The organism is Bradyrhizobium sp. CB1717, assembly GCF_029714325.1.
GTDB lineage: Bacteria > Pseudomonadota > Alphaproteobacteria > Rhizobiales > Xanthobacteraceae > Bradyrhizobium.
This window is the reverse complement of the sequence record NZ_CP121666.1, coordinates 7,058,320-7,074,312: the sequence shown is the minus strand read 5'-3', so window position 1 is coordinate 7,074,312 and position 15,993 is coordinate 7,058,320. Positions and strand designations below refer to the sequence as shown.

General features: G+C 65.2%; 15 protein-coding genes and 1 pseudogene. 13 read left to right on the top strand and 3 right to left on the bottom strand.

What is annotated here, in order from left to right; genetic code table 11:
- The first annotated feature begins 156 nt into the window (after positions 1-156).
- The 8 genes from ccoN (at position 157) to ccoS (ending at position 8,148) form a co-directional block, all read left to right on the top strand.
- Positions 157-1,806: a cytochrome-c oxidase, cbb3-type subunit I gene (ccoN, locus tag QA649_RS33040; protein WP_283020878.1), complete on the top strand. Its 1,650-nt coding sequence runs from the start codon at positions 157-159 to the stop codon at positions 1,804-1,806.
- 12 nt (positions 1,807-1,818) lie between these two features.
- Positions 1,819-2,553 (top strand): cytochrome-c oxidase, cbb3-type subunit II, encoded by a 735-nt coding sequence (gene ccoO, locus QA649_RS33035; RefSeq protein WP_283020877.1) that lies wholly within the window; start codon positions 1,819-1,821, stop codon positions 2,551-2,553.
- Positions 2,554-2,566: 13 nt separating this feature from the next.
- Positions 2,567-2,731: a cbb3-type cytochrome c oxidase subunit 3 gene (locus QA649_RS33030; protein WP_018646866.1), complete on the top strand. Its 165-nt coding sequence runs from the start codon at positions 2,567-2,569 to the stop codon at positions 2,729-2,731.
- 6 nt (positions 2,732-2,737) lie between these two features.
- On the top strand, positions 2,738-3,610 hold the full coding sequence (gene ccoP / locus QA649_RS33025; protein WP_283020876.1) for a cytochrome-c oxidase, cbb3-type subunit III: 873 nt from the start codon (positions 2,738-2,740) through the stop codon (positions 3,608-3,610).
- A 201-nt stretch (positions 3,611-3,811) separates the two neighbouring features.
- Positions 3,812-5,278, top strand: coding sequence for a cytochrome c oxidase accessory protein CcoG (gene ccoG, locus QA649_RS33020; protein ID WP_283020875.1), 1,467 nt, complete (start codon positions 3,812-3,814; stop codon positions 5,276-5,278).
- Positions 5,279-5,291: 13 nt separating this feature from the next.
- Positions 5,292-5,777 carry a FixH family protein gene (locus tag QA649_RS33015; protein ID WP_283020874.1) on the top strand — a complete coding sequence of 162 codons (486 nt, stop codon included), beginning with the start codon at positions 5,292-5,294 and terminating at the stop codon, positions 5,775-5,777.
- An 11-nt stretch (positions 5,778-5,788) separates the two neighbouring features.
- Positions 5,789-7,981, top strand: coding sequence for a cation-translocating P-type ATPase (locus tag QA649_RS33010; protein WP_283020873.1), 2,193 nt, complete (start codon positions 5,789-5,791; stop codon positions 7,979-7,981).
- A complete protein-coding gene (ccoS, locus tag QA649_RS33005; protein WP_014497059.1) occupies positions 7,981-8,148 on the top strand; it encodes a cbb3-type cytochrome oxidase assembly protein CcoS in 168 nt (55 codons plus the stop codon). The genes QA649_RS33010 and ccoS overlap by 1 nt, the downstream gene beginning before the upstream one ends.
- Here the strand turns inward: ccoS and QA649_RS33000 are convergent.
- Together QA649_RS33000 and QA649_RS32995 are read right to left on the bottom strand one after the other, a co-directional pair.
- Positions 8,138-9,346: an MFS transporter gene (locus QA649_RS33000; protein ID WP_283020872.1), complete on the bottom strand. Its 1,209-nt coding sequence runs from the start codon at positions 9,344-9,346 to the stop codon at positions 8,138-8,140. The two genes, ccoS and QA649_RS33000, sit on opposite strands and share 11 nt — an antisense overlap.
- Before the next feature lie 111 nt (positions 9,347-9,457).
- Positions 9,458-9,940, bottom strand: coding sequence for a cupin domain-containing protein (locus tag QA649_RS32995; RefSeq protein ID WP_283020871.1), 483 nt, complete (start codon positions 9,938-9,940; stop codon positions 9,458-9,460).
- A 237-nt stretch (positions 9,941-10,177) separates the two neighbouring features.
- On the opposite strand from QA649_RS32995, the gene QA649_RS32990 reads away from it, so the two are divergent.
- The 3 genes and pseudogenes from QA649_RS32990 (at position 10,178) to QA649_RS32980 (ending at position 12,441) form a co-directional block, all read left to right on the top strand.
- Complete coding sequence (locus QA649_RS32990) at positions 10,178-10,462, top strand: hypothetical protein (protein ID WP_283020870.1); 285 nt, start codon at positions 10,178-10,180, stop codon at positions 10,460-10,462.
- An 81-nt stretch (positions 10,463-10,543) separates the two neighbouring features.
- The gene (locus QA649_RS32985) at positions 10,544-11,260 is read left to right on the top strand and encodes a peroxiredoxin-like family protein (RefSeq protein ID WP_283020869.1); all 717 of its coding nucleotides are present in this window, start codon (positions 10,544-10,546) and stop codon (positions 11,258-11,260) included.
- A gap of 214 nt (positions 11,261-11,474) precedes the next feature.
- Positions 11,475-12,441, top strand: a pseudogene (locus QA649_RS32980) (IS5 family transposase).
- Positions 12,442-12,588: 147 nt separating this feature from the next.
- Here the strand turns inward: QA649_RS32980 and QA649_RS32975 are convergent.
- Positions 12,589-13,476, bottom strand: coding sequence for a LysR family transcriptional regulator (locus tag QA649_RS32975; RefSeq protein WP_283020868.1), 888 nt, complete (start codon positions 13,474-13,476; stop codon positions 12,589-12,591).
- Between the two features lie 198 nt (positions 13,477-13,674).
- On the opposite strand from QA649_RS32975, the gene QA649_RS32970 reads away from it, so the two are divergent.
- Positions 13,675-14,823, top strand: coding sequence for a patatin-like phospholipase family protein (locus tag QA649_RS32970; RefSeq protein ID WP_283020867.1), 1,149 nt, complete (start codon positions 13,675-13,677; stop codon positions 14,821-14,823).
- Positions 14,824-14,916: 93 nt separating this feature from the next.
- The gene (locus QA649_RS32965) at positions 14,917-15,897 is read left to right on the top strand and encodes an oxygenase MpaB family protein (RefSeq protein WP_283020866.1); all 981 of its coding nucleotides are present in this window, start codon (positions 14,917-14,919) and stop codon (positions 15,895-15,897) included.
- Positions 15,898-15,993 lie beyond the last annotated feature (96 nt).

Genomic DNA, 15,993 nt, shown 5'->3' with positions numbered 1-15,993 from the left:
GAGAGGGCACATCAACGGGCGCTCCGCAGAAATACGGGATCAATCCCCAAAATGCTTGCCCAGAACGCAGAACTCAAACGCCTGTCTTGATTTCAATCAATTCCCCGCGAGGGTGAATGTGGTTTCTGGCTCCGTGTTCTTTCAGAGAGAATCCGCATGAGCCAGCCCTCCATCTCCAAATCCATGACCATCGGTGAAAGCGGCCTGGCTGTCGTGTTCGCAGCCACCGCCTTCCTCTGCGTGATCGCCTCGGCCAAGGCGCTCGACGCGCCCTTCGCCTTCCATGCCGCGCTCAGCGCGGCGGCGAGCCTGGCCGCGGTGTTCGTCATCATCAACCGCTACTTCGAACGCCCGGCGGCGCTGCCGCCGGCGGAGATCAACGGCCGCCCCAACTACAACATGGGGCCGATCAAGTTCAGCTCCTTCATGGCGATGTTCTGGGGCATCGCCGGCTTCCTCGTCGGTCTCATCATCGCCTCGCAACTGGCATGGCCCGCGCTGAACTTCGATCTGCCCTGGATCCAGTTCGGCCGGTTGCGGCCGCTGCACACCTCGGCCGTGATCTTTGCCTTCGGCGGCAACGTGCTGATCGCGACGTCCCTCTACGTCGTGCAGAAGTCCTGCCGCGTTCGTCTCGCCGGCGACCTCGCGCCCTGGTTCGTCGTGATCGGCTACAACTTCTTCATCCTGGTCGCGGGCACGGGCTACCTGCTCGGCGTCACCCAGTCGAAGGAATACGCCGAGCCGGAATGGTACGCGGACCTATGGCTGACCATCGTATGGGTGGTCTATCTGCTCGTCTTCCTCGCGACCATCATCAAGCGCAAGGAGCCGCACATCTTCGTCGCGAACTGGTTCTACCTCGCCTTCATCGTGACGATCGCGGTGCTGCATCTCGGCAACAACCCGGCGCTTCCCGTCTCGGCGTTCGGCTCGAAGTCCTACGTCGCCTGGGGCGGCATCCAGGATGCGATGTTCCAGTGGTGGTACGGCCATAACGCGGTCGGCTTCTTCCTGACCGCCGGCTTCCTCGCCATCATGTACTACTTCATTCCGAAGCGCGCCGACCGGCCGATCTATTCCTATCGCCTGTCGATCATCCACTTCTGGGCGCTGATCTTCCTCTACATCTGGGCAGGTCCCCACCATCTGCACTACACGGCGCTGCCGGACTGGACGCAGACGCTCGGCATGACCTTCTCGATCATGCTGTGGATGCCCTCCTGGGGCGGCATGATCAACGGCCTGATGACGCTGTCGGGCGCCTGGGACAAGCTCCGCACCGACCCCGTGCTGCGCATGCTGGTGGTCTCCGTCGCCTTCTACGGCATGTCGACCTTCGAAGGCCCGATGATGTCGATCAAGGTGGTCAACTCACTCAGCCACTACACCGACTGGACCATCGGCCACGTCCACTCGGGCGCGCTCGGCTGGGTCGGCTTCGTCTCCTTCGGCGCACTGTACTGCCTGGTGCCGTGGGCCTGGAATCGCAAGGGCCTCTACAGCCTGAAGCTCGTCAACTGGCACTTCTGGGTCGCGACCCTCGGCATCGTTCTCTACATCTCGGCGATGTGGGTGTCCGGCATCCTCCAGGGCCTGATGTGGCGCGCCTACACCTCGCTCGGCTTCCTCGAATATTCCTTCATCGAAACCGTCGAAGCGATGCATCCCTTCTACATCATCCGCGCCGCAGGCGGCGGCCTGTTCCTGATCGGCTCGCTGATCATGGCCTACAATCTCTGGATGACGGTTCGCGTCGGCGAACGGGAAGTCCAGATGCCCGTCGCTCTTCAGCCGGCGGAATGAGGAGCTCAAGCAATGTCGTTCTGGACACGCCACCAAATCTTCGAAAAGAACTCGATCATCCTGATCGTCGGCATCCTCCTGGTGATCTCGATCGGCGGTCTCGTCGAGATCACTCCGCTGTTCTACCTCAAGAGCACGATCGAGAAGGTCGACGGCGTGCGGCCCTATACGCCGCTGGAGCTGGCGGGACGCAACGTCTACGTCCGCGAGGGCTGCTATCTCTGCCATTCGCAGATGATCCGTCCCCTGCGTGACGAGGTCGAGCGCTACGGCCACTTCTCGCTCGCCGCTGAGAGCATGTTCGATCACCCGTTCCAGTGGGGCTCGAAGCGCACCGGTCCGGACCTTGCCCGCGTCGGCGCCAAATATTCCGACGACTGGCACGTCACCCACCTGATCAACCCGCGCGCGATCGTGCCGCAGTCGGTGATGCCGGGCTATCCGTTCCTCAGCCAGAACGAGGTGGATCCGGACACGATCGCAGACCACATGCGCACGTTGCGGGCCGTCGGCGTGCCCTACACCGACGAGCAGATCGCGAGCGCGGGCGCCGATCTGAAGGCCCAGGCCGACCCGGACAATGCCGGCTCCGACGCCTTCAGCAAGCGCTACGCCAAGGCCGTGGTGCGCAACTTCGACGGCAAGACCGGCACGCCGACCGAGATGGACGCACTGATCGCGTACCTGCAGATGCTCGGCACGCTGGTCGACTTCAAGATCTACAACGAGAAAGCCAATCTTCGCTGAGAAGGCATCAACGATGAAAGCCATCCTGACAGCCCACAATCTTGCGTCCGAGCTGGTGACGACGATCTGGACGCCGGTGTTCGTCGCGATCTTTCTCGCGATCATCGCCTACGCATTTTGGCCCCGTAACAAGGCCGCGTTCGACGAAGCGGCACGCCTGCCGTTGCGGGAGGAGTGAGAGACCATGACCGATCATAGCGAAGTCGATACCGTCACCGGCAAGTCCACGACCGGACATGAATGGGACGGCATCAAGGAGCTCAACACGCCGCTGCCGCGCTGGTGGGTGATCAGCTTCTACCTCACCATCATCTGGTCGATCGGCTACTGGATCGTCTATCCGGCCTGGCCGCTGATCTCGAGCCATACGACTGGGCTGCTCGGCTACTCGACGCGCGCCAGCCTCGCGGTGGAGCTCGCCAATCTCGAGGCGTTGCGCGGCGAGAAGATGGCGGCGTTGGCGGCGGCGCCGCTCGCCGACATCGAGAAGGACCCGGCCTTGCTGGCGCTCGCCCGCGCCAAGGGCAGGACCGTGTTCGGCGACAATTGCGCGCCGTGCCACGGCTCCGGCGGCGCCGGCGCCAAGGGCTACCCGAACCTGAACGACGACGACTGGCTGTGGGGCGGCACGCTCGACCAGATCATGCAGACCATCCAGTTCGGCGCGCGTTCCGGCCATGCCAAGACGCATGAGGGCCAGATGCTCGCCTTCGGCAAGGACGGCGTGCTGAAGGCCGACGAGATCGTCACGGTTGCCAATTACGTGCGCTCGCTGTCGGGCCTTCCGACCCGCAAAGGCTTTGACGCGGCCAAGGGCGAGAAGATCTTCACTGAAAACTGCGTCGCCTGCCACGGCGACGGCGGCAAGGGCAACCAGGAGCTCGGCGCGCCTGATCTGACCGACAAGATCTGGCTCTATGGCTCGGACGAGGCCGCCCTGATCGAGACCATCAGCCAGGGCCGCGCCGGCGTGATGCCGGCCTGGGAAGGGCGGCTCGATCCCGCCACCATCAAGGCTATGGCGGTTTACGTGCATTCGCTGGGCGGCGGAAAGTAGAACTCGAATGGAGCTCGGCCAACAGCGGGGCTCTCTCCGTTCCCTCCCCCGCAAGGGGGGAGGGAACGCCCCTTCGTTGGCGCGCCCGTCGAGTCTCAAGCCCGACCAGGGCGAACAAAAATGCCCCCGTTTGAGCTGGATCAACTGATGCGGCGGTGTCGCGTCTAGGTTCAATCGCACCTTTTCGAGAAGCTCCAGGCGATGAACAAGACCGTGAATCCGAAAGACCTCACATCGGAAGATGACTATGGGCCGCTCTACGCAGCCCGCAAGAAGGTCTACCCCCAGAGCGTCTCCGGCACGTTTCGCCGGATCAAATGGGGCCTGATGGCGTTCTGCCTCGGCGTCTACTACTTCCTGCCCTTCGTGCGCTGGAATCGGGGCGTCGGCGCGCCCAGCCAGGCGGTGCTGATCGATCTTCCCAACAGCCGCTTCTATTTCTTCTTCATCGAGCTGTGGCCGCAGGAGGTCTACTACTTCACCGGTCTGTTGATCGTCGCCGCGGTGGCGCTGTTCCTGATAAACTCCATCGGCGGCCGCATCTGGTGCGGCTATCTCTGTCAGCAGACGGTCTGGACCGACCTGTTCTATGCCGTCGAGCGCCTGATCGAGGGCGACCGGCGCGAGCGGATGAAGAAGGACGCGTCGAGCGACCCGATGAAGCTCGAGCGCATCTCCGAGATCGTGCTCAAGCATTCGATCTGGCTGCTGATCGCCTGGTGGACCGGCGGCGCCTGGGTGCTCTACTTCAACGACGCGCCGACCCTGGTGAAGGAGCTCGTCACCTTCCAGGGGCCGATGATCGCCTATGTCTGGATCGGCATCCTCACCGCAACGACCTATCTGCTCGCCGGCTACATGCGCGAGCAGGTCTGCACCTATATGTGCCCGTGGCCGCGCATCCAGGCCGCGCTCACCGACGAATGGGCGCTCAACGTCACCTACCGCTACGATCGCGGCGAGAAGCGCACTTCGGTGAAGAAGGCGGCCGAGCTGCGCGCGCTCGGCCAGCAGGTCGGCGACTGTGTCGATTGCTACCAGTGCGTCGCGGTCTGCCCGACCGGCATCGACATCCGCAACGGACCGCAGATGGAATGCATCCAGTGCGGCCTCTGCATCGACGCCTGCGACAACGTGATGGCCAAGATCGGCCGGCCGAAGCGGCTGATCGGCTACGACAACGACATCAACATCCATCGCCGCCAGGAAGGCAAGGCGCCGGTCTACCGCATCGTGCGGCCCCGCACGATCGTCTACAGCGCGATCATCGCCGCGGTCGGCGGCATCATGATCTATACGCTGGCGACGCGCAGCCTGCTCGACGTCAACGTGCTGCACGACCGCAATCCGGTCGCGGTCAAGCTCAGCGACGGCTCGATCCGCAACGCCTATACCGTGCGGCTGTTGAACAAGAGCGGCTACGATCGCGTCATCGCGATCGACGCGGACGGCCCGGCCAATTTGACCGTCCATGTCGTCGGCGTGGATTCCGTGACGCCCGACCGGCCGATGGTCGTGATCCCCCGCGATTCCACCAGCGAGCTCCGGCTGCTCGTCACGGCGCCGGCGGAAAGCAATCCGGAGAAGTCGGTCCCGGTCCGCTTCCACGTCACCGATGTCGGCCTCGGCGAGGTCGCGTCCGCCACCGACAATTTCGTCGCGCCGTAGGAAGGAGACTGCCATGGCATTCAAGCCGCTGACTGGAACCAAGGTGTTCCTGATGCTGGTCGCCTTCTTCGGCCTCGTGATCGGCGTCAACGTCACCATGATGAAGCTCGCCATCGCGACGCTGCCGGGCACGGACGTCGACAGTCCCTATGCAGCGGGCCTGACCTATGACCGCGAGATCTCGGCCGCACAGGACCAGGCCGCGCGAAAATGGCAGGTCAGCGCCCATATCGAGCGCCGCACCGACGGTGGTGCCGCGATCCAGGTCGAGGCGCGTGATGCGAGCGGCCAGCCGCTCGCCGGATTGAAGTTCGGCGGACGCCTGGAGCGGCCGACCGACAAGCGCGCCGATCTCCAGGTCGAGCTCGCGGAAGCCGGCATCGGCGTCTATCGCGGCAATGCCGCGTCCGTCGCGCCGGGGCAGTGGGATCTGGTGATCGAGGGTGAGGCGCGAGGGGCGCGTGTGTTCCTCTCGCGCAACCGCGTGATCCTGAACTGAAGGATCTCGTCATGCAGGTCACGCGCGATTTCTCTCACTATGTTCGCGACGCCGGCGCGGGCCTTCGGCATATCGACCTCGCGGTCGAGGGCGTTCACTGCGCCGGCTGCATGGCCAAGATCGAGCGCGGGCTTTCGGCCATTCCTGACGTCACGCTGGCGCGCGTGAACCTGACCGACCGCCGTGTCGCACTGGAATGGAAGGCGGGCACGCTCGATCCCGGCCGCTTCATCGACCGGCTCGAAGAGCTCGGCTACAAGGCCTATCCGTTCGAGACCGAGAGCGCGGAAGCCGCCGAGGTCGCCGAATCCGGCTTCCTGCTGCGCTGCCTCGGGGTCGCAGCATTCGCCACCATGAACGTGATGATGCTGTCGATCCCGGTATGGTCCGGCAACGTCTCGGACATGCTGCCGGAGCAGCGCGACTTCTTCCACTGGCTGTCGGCCCTGATCGCGCTGCCGGCGGCGGCCTATGCCGGCCAGCCGTTCTTCCGATCGGCCTGGCGCGCGCTGTCGGCGAAGACGACCAACATGGACGTGCCGATCTCGATCGGCGTGATCCTGGCGCTCGGCATGTCCGTGGTCGAGACCATCCACCACGCCGAGCATGCCTATTTCGATGCGGCGATCATGCTGCTGACCTTCCTGCTGGTCGGCCGCTTCCTCGACCAGAACATGCGGCGGCGGACCCGCGCGGTGGCTGGCAATCTCGCCGCGCTGAAGGCGGAGACCGCGGCCAAGTTCGTCGGGCCCGACGAGATCTCGCAGGTGCCGGTGGCCGCGATCCATCCCGGCGACATCGTGCTGCTGCGGCCCGGCGAGCGCTGCGCGGTCGACGGCACCGTGATCGAGGGCCGTTCCGAGATCGACCAGAGCCTGATCACCGGCGAGACGCTCTATGTCACGGCGGAGCAGGGCACGCCGGTCTATGCGGGATCGATGAACATCTCCGGCACGCTGCGGGTGCGGGTCTCGGCGGCCTCCGAGGCGACGCTGCTCGCCGAGATCACGCGGCTGCTCGACAATGCGCTCCAGGCGCGCTCGCGCTACATGCGGCTCGCCGACCGCGCCTCGCGGCTCTACGCGCCGGTGGTGCATGCGACCGCGCTGCTGACCATTCTCGGCTGGGTCCTCGCGGGTGCCTCCTGGCATGATGCGATCGTGACCGGCGTCGCCGTGCTGATCATCACCTGTCCCTGCGCGCTGGGGCTCGCGATCCCGACCGTGCAGACGGTGGCCTCGGGCGCGATGTTCAGGGCGGGTGTGCTGCTCAACGCGGGCGATGCGATCGAGCGGCTGGCGGAAGCCGACCACGTCATCTTCGACAAGACCGGCACGCTGACGCTGCCCGATCTCGAAGTGATGAACGCGGCCGATATCCCCGCCGACATCTTCGAGCTCGCCGGACGCCTGGCGCTGTCGAGCCATCACCCTGTGGCCGCCGCGGTGGCGCAGGCGGCCGGTGCCAGATCGCCCATCATTGGCGCGGTCGAGGAAGCCGGGCAGGGCGTGCGTGCGGTGATCGACGGTGTCGAGATCCGTCTTGGGCGGCCGTCCTTTTGCGGTGCCGAGGGCCTCGTCGGCCTGACCGACGATCTCGATCCCGAAGCCTCCATCGTGGCGTTCAGCAAGGGGACCGCAAAATTCATCCTCTCGGTGCGCCAGGGCCTGCGTCCGGACGCGCAGGCCGTGATCGCGGCGCTGAAGGCGCGTGGCATCGGCATGGAGATCCTCTCTGGCGATCGCGAGCCGGCCGTGACGGCGGCGGCGCATGCCCTGTCCATTCCCGAATGGCGCGCCGGCGTCACGCCGGCCGACAAGATCGCGCGGATCGAGGAACTGAAGCGGCGCGGAGTAAAGGTGCTGATGGTCGGCGACGGCATGAACGATGCGCCCTCGCTGGCGGCAGCCCATGTCTCGATGTCGCCGATCTCGGCCGCGCATCTCAGCCAGGCCACCGCCGATCTCGTCTTCCTCGGCCGGCCGCTGGCCCCCGTGGTCGCCGCCATCGACGCCTCGCGCAAGGCGCTGCATCTGATGCGGCAGAACCTCTGGCTTGCGATCGGCTATAATGTGCTCGCGGTGCCGGTCGCGATCAGCGGCGTCGTGACGCCCCTGATTGCGGCGGCCGCCATGAGCGGGTCGTCGATCCTGGTGATGCTGAACTCGCTGCGCGCGCGCAGCGCCTCGCGGGAGATCGTGTGATGGAGATCCTGGTCATCCTGGTGCCGCTGGCCTTGATGCTCGGTGGCGCCGGTCTCGTCGCCTTCCTCTGGTCGCTGCGCAGCGGCCAGTACGACGATCTCGACGGCGCTGCCTGGCGCGCCATCGCCGACGACGAGCCGCCGCAGGACGCGCCGGTCAAGCGTTAGGCTTCAGGGCGACGGTGAGCACGGCTGCGAGCGCAAGGGCCGCGCCGATGCCCGCGACGCAGGCGTGCCAGCCGAAACTGTCGAACAGCCGTCCCAGCACGGCCGTGCCGACCAGCCCGCCGCCGAAGTAGCACGCAAGATAGGTCCCGCTGGCGATGCCGCGGTTGTCGGTTGCCGCCTGTCCGACGAAGCCGGTCGCGGCGGCCTGCGCGAAGAACGTGCCGACGCCGACCAGAACCATGCCGGCGAGCACTTCGCCCAGATGCGGCGCCAGCATCAAGGGCAGGCCGAGCCCGGCAACGGCGAGCGATAGCCAGATCGTGGCGCGCGTTCCGAACCGCGCGGCAACCTTGCCGGCCAGAAGCGTCGTGACGACCGAGGGCAGGAAGACGAAATAGACGAGGCCCAGATCCATCATGCCGAGCGACAGCGGCGGTCGCACCAGCACGAAATTGACGAATGTGAAGGTGCCGATGAAGGCGAACAGGATGCAGAAGCCGATGCCGAAGGCCGCGCGCAGGTGCGGATTGCGCCAATGCGCGATGGTGGCGGCGAGCGGCGAAGCCGCCGGCATCATCGCATGCATCGGCTTCACGCGTCGAATCGTGAAATACACCAGCACCGCGCCGGCCAGATTGAGCGCCGCAAAGAAGTAGAAATTCCAGGCGAGGCCGAGGCCGTCGGCGACCGCCGCCGAGATCAGCCGGCCGACAAGGTTGCTGGCAACATTGCCGGTGATGTAGGCGGCAAACGCACTGCCGGCGTCCGTGGCGCTGCATTGCTCGCCGAGATAAGCGAGGGTGAGCGCGAAGGCGGAGGCCATGCAAAGCCCCTGCGCGACCCGCAAGGCGGTGAAGACGGCAAGATTGGGCGCCGACGCCAGCAGGCTGGTTGGGATCGCCAGCAGCGTCAGGCTGAGCAGGATGCCGGTGCGCCGGTTGATGTGCGGGCTGAAGAGGCCGACGACGAGGCTGGCTGTCGCCATGCCGAAGGTGCTGGCGTTGACGGCAAAGCCCATTGCTGCGGGAGTGACGCCGTAGTGCCGCGTCAGCGAGGGCAGGATCGCCTGCGTGGCGAAGAGGTCGACGACGGTCAGGAATGCAGTGAGCCCGATCACGAGCGAGCGCAGCACGAGACCAGGCGAGTGCGCCTCCATCGTCATCTCGCCTTGCTTGAAGGGAGCGGAAAGATCGGTCATGGCGTGATTGTCCGTAGGTCTGTCATTCCGGGCTGGTGCGTCAGCACCAGACCCGGAATCTCGAGATTCCGGGTTCGCTTCGCGCCCCGGAATGACGGGGTACCAAAGTCGTTACATGTGATGGTCGTTGGGATCCTTGCGGACGTCGCCGACATAGAGAATGACGGTTTCGTTGCCGAGGTTCTTCCACCAGTGCGAGGTGCCGTAGACTTCGGGGCGGATGTCGCCGGCCTTGTGCACGATCGGATCGACACAGTTGGAGGCGTACTCGACGATCTCGCCCTGCTGCACGAAGATCAGCGCGGGGCGATCGTCATGGCTGTGCCAGGGCACGATGCCGCCAGGCGCGATGGTCAGCTTGCGGAAGCGCAGCTCCCGTCCCTCGATATGGGCCGGCTGCTTGCCGAGATCGATCGCGCCGAGAGTGACGTCGGTGACGCCGACGGGCTTATAGTCGACCATCTGCTGTGCGTTCGGCTTGATCTTGCCGGCGGGACATTCGCCCGCGAGCGCCGGCTGCGCCGCAAATGCCAGTGCACCGAGAACGGCTGCGCCCGACCAGACCAGGCGCGATAACATGTGCTGCTTGAACATGGGAAGTCTCCTCTGTTGGCCGCAACCTCGCTGGTCGCCGGCTATGGAAGGAGCTTCGTCGAGACGGCGTCGATGTTGAAATGCCGGCTTGCTTTCGATGCGATAGCCCTGCGCTATCTTGATGCGCGGCGGCTATCGAACCGATTGGGCAACGGCATTTCCGCTTCCGGGGGATCTGGCGTCCGATGACAGGGCGCCCGATTGGCGGGCGTTCACGTCAATCCGGAGGAGCATCTCATGACGAAAGTGTCAAAAACCCTGATCTTTTCCGCCGCCTTCGCGGTGATCGCCACATCGGCCTTCTCGGAAGCGGCCTGGGATTTGAAGGCCGGCATGGCCTATGTCTATGGCGGGCCTGGCAAGATGTCGGCGATGGCCATGGCCCCGGCCGAGAAGAACCACGAGTCCATGATGAAGAACGCCAAGAAGGTGCCCGCCGACACCGTCTTCTTCATGGACAACGGCACGCTGTATTCCACCTCGGGACGGCTCGATCCCACCGGCAATTTCTACGTGAACTGAACTGGCCCTCGCGCAACGGCCGCCCCTTGCGGGCGGCCGGACCTGGAACCTAAGATCGCCCTTCTAACGCCGGAGTGGAAGATGACGTCTCTCTCACCAGCCGACGCCGATCGACTGAGGCTCGCCTTCCAGCGCTGCCGCGACATGGAGGGGACGCTGAACGAGCAGCTTCGGGCCTATGCGGATGCGAGCCGTAAGGTGTTTCCGGCCTATGGCGAGGCGGCCGACCGGCTGGTGGCGAGACTGAACGGCAACGGCGGCGGCGAGACCGCGCCGCTCCCTGGCGATGCGATGCCGCCATTCATGCTGCCGGATGAAAGTGGAAGTCTGGTCGCGCTGCCTGCTCTCCTGGAGCAAGGCCCCGTCGCGGTGATGTTCTTCCGCGGACACTGGTGCCCATATTGCCGGCTCAATGTCCGCGCCGTGGTGCAGGCGCAGGAGCGCATCAAGGCGATGGGCGCACAGGTCGTCGCGATCATGCCGGAGACGCAAGAATACACGAGGCAGGTCAAGGCCGACTCCGGCGCGCCGTTTCCGATCCTGACCGACCTCGACAACGGCTATGCGCTGTCGCTCAATCTCGCGATCTGGCTCGGCGCCGAGATCCAGAGCCTGCTGTCCTATCAGGATATGGCGAAATTCCACGGCAATGACGGCTGGATGCTGCCGATCCCCGCCGTGTTCGTCGTCGGCCGCGACGGACTGGTGAAGGCTCGCTTCGTCGATCCGGATTTCCGCAAGCGCATGGAGATCGATGACCTGATCGAAGCGCTGGAGCGTGCGAGCCAGGAGAATTGAAGCTGCGCGCAGTGTTCTTTCCCTCTCCCCTTGTGGGAGAGGGTGGCTCGCCGCGTAGCGGCGAGACGGGTGAGGGGTCTCTCTCCACGAGCGAATCCTTTGCGTCGAGTGCGCGGATAGAACCCCTCATCCGGCGCTTCGCGCCACCTTCTCCCACAAGGGGCCTGTTGCGTAATTCGCCAGTTGTGATTCCCTAGGGCAAAGCCTTGAGGGGATGACGATGGCGGTTAAGCGGACGGGACAGCCGAGCTTTGTGGAAGCACTGATGCCGAAGGGGGCCGGCGCCAATGCAGCGCTGGATCGGCTGGCTGGCCTGGTCAAGTGGTACCGGTTCGAGAAGCTGATCGGCCATCTGCGGGATGAAGGGAGCCCCGGTCGTCCAGGCTATCCGGTGCTGGTGCTGTTTCGTGCCGTGCTGTTGCAGTCGCTCTATGGTCTTTCGGAATGCGAACTCGAGGAAGCGTTGGGCGACCGGTTGTCGTTCAAGCGCTTCGTCGGTTTGAGCCTCGAAGCATGCGACGCCCGACCACACGGTTCTGAACCGCTTCCGGAACCAGCTCGTCGAACAAGGGCTGTTGGAGAAGCTGTTTGGCGAGCTGGATCGCCAGCTCGAGAATGCCGGGGTCATCCTCAAGCGCGGCACGATGCTGGATGCGACCTTGATCCAGGCGGTGTCAGCCCCTCCGAAGCAGGATCGTCCCTCAAACGACCCAGATGCCCGGTTTACCAAGCGGCAGGGCAAGGGTGGTTCGACCTTCGGCTACAAGGCTCACATGGGTGTCGACGAGGGATCCGGCCTGATCCGCGCAGTCCTGACCACGCCCGCCAATGTCAACGACACAACGCCGGCCGACGAACTGATCCGTGGCGATGAAGCCGTGGTGTGGGCCGATGCAGCCTACGACACCCATGCCCGACGGGCTCGGCTGAAAGCGGAAGGCAAGAAGCCCCGCATCGCCCGTCGTCCCAACCGACATCACCCGGAGCTACCGCCTCGGCTCAAACGCTACAACCTCCTCATCGCGCGCCGACGAGCCCAGGTCGAGACCACCTTCGCCACTCTCAAACGCCGCATGCGGCTGACCTGCATCCGCTATGTCGGTCTCATGAAGGCAAGCGGGCAGGTCCTGCTTGCCTCCATCGCGTTCAACATGAGGCGCTGGGCCGCGATCGCCGCCTGAGACGCCCGCCAAGGGCACCAAGTACAGATCTCGGCCTGACAATCGGCGTCAACACAGCCCTCTCTCCCTACGTCTCCTGCCTCAAAAGGCAGTAGCGCAACAGGCCCACAAGGGGAGAAGGAAGAGGCGCGGCGATCATCTGCTCTACTACCCCGCGATCTCCCGCCAGTCCGCGCCGCGTAGCATCCGCATCACCGCATTGGCGACGGCCGTTCGCTGCCGGCCGGCGACGCCGTAGAGGCTGACGGTGCGGCGTGCGTCGAGCCCGGCGACTGCCGCGCGTTTGACGCTCTCCGGCACCGGCGAGGTGTGGGGCATCATGGCGATGCCGATATCGGCCTCGACCAGCTCGATCAAATCGCGCTCGCTCGAAATCTCGTGGCCGTGATCGACGTCGATGCCGTGCTCGCGCAGGCTCGCAGAGATACGCCTGGAATGCTCGCAGTAATTCCGGCCGAGCAATTGCTCCGCGCGCAAATCATCCGGCTCGATCGTGTCGTGTCCGGCAAGACGGTGCTTCCTGCTGACGACGAGGTCGAAGTCTTCCGTGAACAGCGGCCAGACGTCGAGCCGGTCCCAGGCTTCGTCGATCTCGGCGGCGATGCCGAGCTCGGCTTCGCCCTTCTTCAGGAATTCGCCGACTTCGCGGCTGGTCCCGCGCAGGAAGCGGAATTCCAGCCGGTTGAACTGCCGCCTGATTTCGTTGAGATGCGGAATAAGTAGCGCCAGGTCGATCGAATGCGTCAGCGCGATGCGCAGCGCGCCGATCTCGCCGCTTCTGAACGATGAGGCGAGCGAGCGCGCGCCGGTGGCGGCGTCATAGCACTGCTTCAAGAGCGGATGCATGCGCTGGCCGAGCTCGGTCAGTTGCGCGGCCGGCCGTTCGCGGCGGAACAGGTCGCCCCCGAGCTCGGCCTCGAGCTGCTTGATCGCGCGCGTCAGCGAGGGTTGCGTCACGTTGCATTCCTCGGCGGCGCGCGTAAAATTCAACAGCTGCGCCACCGCGAGGAAATAGCGGACCTGGTGCATTTCCATGGATCGGCTCCCCAGCTGGATCGGCCGGAATCTAGCCGATCCGGACAGGGAATGACATCCCGGGCTCGATAGCGCCTGCGTATGGTTATGGAAGCCAGCCGGCATTTCCAAAAGGCCCGACAATCGCCGAGAACGGCAGGACGTAACAATGGCCCTACGCCCGACGAATGATAACCATAGGCTCGACAGGAGCGAGACATGAACGGCATGCAGGACAAGGTACAGCGCAAGAGCATGGACCTGCCGGGGCAGGTCGTTCTCGTGCTCCAGGGCGGCGGCGCGCTCGGCTCGTACCAGGCCGGGGTCTATCAGGCCTTGCACGAAGCCGGCATCGAGCCGGACTGGATCATCGGTACCTCGATCGGCGCGATCAATGCGAGCCTCATTGCGGGTAACTCGCCCGAGCACCGGCTCGCGCGCCTGCGGGAGTTCTGGAAGCGGATGGAGCAGCAGCCGGTCTGGGACTGGCGCGCCGCGTTTCCCGGCTTCAACGAGAAGCTGGCCTATTGGTCGACCGTGACCCATGGCATTCCCGGTTTCTTCCGGCCCAATCCGCTGGCGCATGCCGGCGATTCCTATCCGCTGGGCGCCGATCACGCCGGCTTCTATTCGACGACTCCGCTGGAGAAGACGCTGAGCGAGCTGGTCGATTTCGATCTGGCCAATCGCTGCGCGCCGCGCCTGACGGTCGGTGCGGCCCATGTCGGCACCAGCGAGATGCGCTATTTCGACAGCCGTGACGGCGAGCTGACGGTGAAGCATGTGATGGCGTCGGGCGCGCTGCCGCCGGCTTTCCCGGCCGTGCGCATCGACGGCGAGCTCTATTGGGACGGCGGTATCCTCTCGAACACGCCGACGGAGGCGGTGTTCGACGACAATCCACGCCGGGATTCGCTGATCTTCTCGGTGCATCTGTGGAATCCCGTCGGGCCGGAGCCGACCACGATGGCGGAGGTGCTGAACCGGCACAAGGACGTGCAATATTCCAGCCGCATCGCGAGCCAGATCGTGCGGCAGCAGCAGGCTCATCGCCTGCGCCATGTCATCAACCAGCTCGCGGCGCGGCTGCCCGAGAGCGAGCGCAGCGATCCCGCGGTGATGGAGCTGACGAGCTACGGTTGTCCAACCCGCATGCATGTGGTGCGGCTGCTGGCGCCGCAGCTCGAGCACGAGACCCACACCAAGGATATCGACTTCAGTCCGTCGGGGATCACGCGGCGCTGGCATGCCGGCTACGCTCACACGCGATCGGTGCTGGCGCGCAGGCCCTGGATCGGCGAGTTCGATCCGCTCGCCGGCGTGGTGCTGCACGAGCACACGGACGAGATGCCGATTGCGGCGGAGTGAGGGCCCTGTCCGTCATTTGTTTCGGGCCGTGACGATGTCAAGAGCGTGCGGTCTGGGCTATGATCGCGGCGTCTTCGTCGCGAGACTCGCAAAGTGGTCGTTGAGAAAGATCTGGAAGCGGCACTCGATCAGGTCCGCGCTGACGCGGCGGGCCCGGTTGCCGGCGTGTTTGGTCCTGACACGGTGACCTGGCAGATCGACCGGGAAGCCCTGAACTTCCTCGGCGCCGGCCGCGCGCTGCTGCTGCAACTCGCCCATCCCTGGGTCGCCGCCGCGATCGCTGAGCATTCCACAACCTTTGCCGATCCGATCGGTCGCTTCCATCGCACCTTCGACATCGTCTTCGCCATGGTGTTCGGCTCGCTCGACCGTGCCATGCTGTCGTCCCGGCAATTGCACCGGCGCCACGGCATGATCGTCGGCGAGATGCCGGAGACGGTCGGTCCCTTTGCGGCGGGCTCGCGCTATTGCGCCAACGACATTCCATCGCTGCGCTGGGTTCATGCCACACTGGTCGAGACAGCGCTGATGGCGCATGATCTCGTTCTGCCACCGCTCTCGGCGGAGGAGCGCGAGCGTTACTGGGCCGAGAGCCGGACGTTCGGTGCTCTGTTCGGGCTGACGGCGGATGACCTGCCGGCGGATTGGTCCGGCTTCGCCGCTTATACCGCGGCGATGGCGCAATCGGACACGCTGACGGTCAGCACCGCGGCACGCGAGATCGCAACGCAGATCTTCACGGGTGCGCGTCCGTGGTTGCGTCCGCCGCGCTGGTATCGCGCGGTCACGGCGGGGATGTTGCCGGAGCGCTTGCGCGCCGGTTTTGGGTTTGAGCTCGACGAGCGCGACGCCAGATCTGCCGACAATGCGCTGCGATGGATCAGGCGCGTCTATCCGAAACTGCCGCACAGGCTGCGCTACGTCGGCCCGTATCAGGAAGCACAGGCGCGGCTGCGGGGCGAGCTCCAGCCGGACTGGATGACCCGCTGTCTCAACCGCGCCTGGATCGGCCGGCCGCAGATGGACGTGCGCGGCGGGAGGTCGGGTGGTCCATCGTCAGCCCCGTCATCCTGAGGTGCGAGTGGCGCGATGCGAAAGCATCGCGCCGGGAGCCTCGAAGGATGCACGGCCCCGCTGCTGCAGCTGGGCCGTCGCCCTTCGAGGCTCGCC

Bases quoted from the DNA above. Each gene is read 5' to 3' on its own strand.
- QA649_RS33030 (WP_018646866.1), top strand. From the start codon at position 2,567: ATGAAAGCCATCCTGACAGCCCACAATCTTGCGTCCGAGCTGGTGACG.
- QA649_RS32970 (WP_283020867.1), top strand. From the start codon at position 13,675: ATGAACGGCATGCAGGACAAGGTACAGCGCAAGAGCATGGACCTGCCG.
- QA649_RS32985 (WP_283020869.1), top strand. From the start codon at position 10,544: ATGACGTCTCTCTCACCAGCCGACGCCGATCGACTGAGGCTCGCCTTC.
- QA649_RS33010 (WP_283020873.1), top strand. From the start codon at position 5,789: ATGCAGGTCACGCGCGATTTCTCTCACTATGTTCGCGACGCCGGCGCG.
- QA649_RS33000 (WP_283020872.1), bottom strand. From the start codon at position 9,346: ATGACCGATCTTTCCGCTCCCTTCAAGCAAGGCGAGATGACGATGGAG.
- QA649_RS32995 (WP_283020871.1), bottom strand. From the start codon at position 9,940: ATGTTCAAGCAGCACATGTTATCGCGCCTGGTCTGGTCGGGCGCAGCC.
- ccoN (WP_283020878.1), top strand. From the start codon at position 157: ATGAGCCAGCCCTCCATCTCCAAATCCATGACCATCGGTGAAAGCGGC.
- QA649_RS32975 (WP_283020868.1), bottom strand. From the start codon at position 13,476: ATGGAAATGCACCAGGTCCGCTATTTCCTCGCGGTGGCGCAGCTGTTG.
- QA649_RS33015 (WP_283020874.1), top strand. From the start codon at position 5,292: ATGGCATTCAAGCCGCTGACTGGAACCAAGGTGTTCCTGATGCTGGTC.
- ccoS (WP_014497059.1), top strand. From the start codon at position 7,981: ATGGAGATCCTGGTCATCCTGGTGCCGCTGGCCTTGATGCTCGGTGGC.
- ccoP (WP_283020876.1), top strand. From the start codon at position 2,738: ATGACCGATCATAGCGAAGTCGATACCGTCACCGGCAAGTCCACGACC.
- ccoO (WP_283020877.1), top strand. From the start codon at position 1,819: ATGTCGTTCTGGACACGCCACCAAATCTTCGAAAAGAACTCGATCATC.
- ccoG (WP_283020875.1), top strand. From the start codon at position 3,812: ATGAACAAGACCGTGAATCCGAAAGACCTCACATCGGAAGATGACTAT.
- QA649_RS32990 (WP_283020870.1), top strand. From the start codon at position 10,178: ATGACGAAAGTGTCAAAAACCCTGATCTTTTCCGCCGCCTTCGCGGTG.